Raw genomic sequence first — 1,637 nt, 5'->3', positions numbered from 1 at the left:
CTATATCCCTTCATCCACTTTATAAACCGCAATAGCTTCATCCACTGACTCGAAATATTTCACCTGATTATCTCGGCCAATAAATAGCGCGGCATCGCAGAACTCTTTCAGTGAACCGAGGCTATGGGAAACCATAAGAAAGCTTGATTCCTGGTGGCGGGATTTGAACAGGTCTGCACATTTTTGTTTAAAGCGCGCATCACCTACAGCGGTGACTTCGTCCACCAGATAGTAATCAAACTTAAATGCCATACTCAGGCCAAAACCCAGGCGGGATTTCATGCCAGAAGAGTAGGTTTTGATTGGCATATCAAAGTATTTGCCAAGTTCGGCGAACTCTTCAACAAAGGCCACTTTCTCTCGTAATTCACGCTCTGCTGCATACAGGCGGGCGACAAACTTAACATTTTCACGTCCGGTCAAACTCCCCTGAAATCCACCTGCCAGTCCTACCGGCCAGGAGATCGTTTTATCGGTAATAACTTTGCCGCTATCAGGCCGGTCGATACCACCGATGACACGTAATAACGTTGATTTACCTGAACCATTGCGACCAATTAGGGCCACACTTTTATTGGCAGGGAACTCGACATGCAGATTTTTAAAAACATAATGGCGCCCAGCAGGGGTACGATAAGATTTAGTTAGATTTTCAATTCTGATCATGAGGTTAGCATCGCCTCTTCACCGTTACGGTACAACACAAGCCCAACAAACAGACTGACCAACGTACAGAAGGCCAGATAGTATAAGTTGGCACCTTCGCTGACATAACCCGGAACGACGGCTTCACGGCATAGCTCAACGACATGGACTAACGGATTCCACAGTAAGTACGGCCAGTAATCCTTTGGAATTGAATGGAGCGGAAACATAATGCAGGAAATAAAGTAGAGCGGCTTTAACAGAATGGGTAGAAACTTCTCGGTTTCGGGGAAGGTTTTTCCTATCACCATAAAACTCAGACCGACGCCGCAGGAGAAAATGATTAGCATTAACCAGACCAGAACCAGCGAAATAAGGTTAATGACTTCAAACTCCTCGCCAAGCAGGCCGACGATCGCCATCAGTAAGATGTAAACTACCGCATAAATTAATGATTCTAAAACAGCGCGGGCAATGATGGTGTCTATCGGCCTTACCGGGCGATAGTTAAATAAGCCTTGGTTGGCTTCTATAGCACCAATCGACCGGTTACTGATATTAATGAATACGAAGTAGGGAACAATCCCATTAATCAGAAAAACCGGGAAGGAAATATCTGGCATGGTACGCTGCATAATGTAGCCGAAAATGCCTAGTAGCATGAGCATGTGAGCCATAGGCTCTAGCGCCGCCCAAAGATAACCCAGCCGATACTTGCCAAATCTGGTTTTAATTTCCCTTAGAAACAAAGCGTTAACGGCAGCTTTTTGTACTTCGAAACCACTACGAGCCATCTGTTGTTGTCCAAAAATTTAATCTGGTTTGTCCACGCTACCGCCCCTGATTTACAGCACCCAGTATGCTGAAAACAAAAATAGATTGTGGAATACCAATATGACGAAAATAACTACGCCAAAAGGATAGAGATATTTATACGTGTATTATAAAAAATAGATAATACTATGCCAGGCATGGTCTGGAATTTAAATATG

General features: G+C 44.3%; 2 protein-coding genes. Both read right to left on the bottom strand.

The window, feature by feature from the left end; translation table 11 throughout:
* Complete coding sequence (locus V1952_RS21715; protein ID WP_372559584.1) at nucleotides 1-666, bottom strand: ABC transporter ATP-binding protein; 666 nt, start codon at nucleotides 664-666, stop codon at nucleotides 1-3.
* Nucleotides 663-1,439, bottom strand: a complete 777-nt coding sequence (locus tag V1952_RS21710) for an ABC transporter permease (RefSeq protein WP_083163420.1) — start codon at nucleotides 1,437-1,439, stop codon at nucleotides 663-665. The genes V1952_RS21715 and V1952_RS21710 overlap by 4 nt, the downstream gene beginning before the upstream one ends.
* Between the last annotated feature and the right edge of the window lie 198 nt (nucleotides 1,440-1,637).

This window comes from Yersinia sp. 2542 StPb PI, assembly GCF_048593855.1.
GTDB classification, from domain to species: Bacteria; Pseudomonadota; Gammaproteobacteria; order Enterobacterales; family Enterobacteriaceae; genus Yersinia; species Yersinia enterocolitica_E.
The sequence above is the reverse complement of the archived record's forward strand: the minus strand, read 5'-3'. Positions and strand labels throughout refer to the sequence as shown.

Coding starts and splice junctions, on each gene's coding strand:
- V1952_RS21710 (WP_083163420.1), bottom strand. CDS start 1,439: ATGGCTCGTAGTGGTTTCGAAGTACAAAAAGCTGCCGTTAACGCTTTG.
- V1952_RS21715 (WP_372559584.1), bottom strand. CDS start 666: ATGATCAGAATTGAAAATCTAACTAAATCTTATCGTACCCCTGCTGGG.